The organism is Pseudoalteromonas sp. 0303 (assembly GCF_013349995.1).
Taxonomy (GTDB): domain Bacteria; phylum Pseudomonadota; class Gammaproteobacteria; order Enterobacterales; family Alteromonadaceae; genus Pseudoalteromonas.
Genome location: NZ_JABVXF010000183.1, coordinates 1 through 368 on the forward strand (window position 1 = coordinate 1; position 368 = coordinate 368).

A 368-nucleotide genomic window follows, 5' to 3' on the forward strand; every position below is an offset into this window, starting at 1 on the left:
CTGGCGCTTGAGGGGGTCGGGCCTATCACAGCGGTTGGTTTATTAATAAGCTTAAGTGACACAACCCATTTTACGAGCGGACGCAATGCGGCAGCCAATGTTGGTGTCACCCCTCGCCAACACTCAAGTGGTGGAAAAGTGCGAATAGGTCATATAGCCAAATACCGTGGCGAGATAACATTACGGAGTCACTTGTTTCTGGGAGCCAGAGCGGTCATCAGTCAGCTAAAGCATCGAGAACCAAAAACGAAAAAAGAACAATGGCTCAAAGCATTAGTTGAAAGACGGGGCGTGAAGTGTGCCGCCATTGCGTTAGCAAATAAAACAGTTAGGACAGCGTATGCCATGCTGAAAAAGGGCACGAGTTA

The 368-nt window shown here is 48.6% G+C and carries 1 protein-coding gene; it reads left to right on the forward strand.

All coding sequences use genetic code 11. The features are described 5' to 3' along the window. Positions 1-368, forward strand: a 368-nt coding sequence (locus tag HUS62_RS22715; RefSeq protein WP_175081241.1) for a transposase, incomplete at both ends; no start/stop codon positions are given.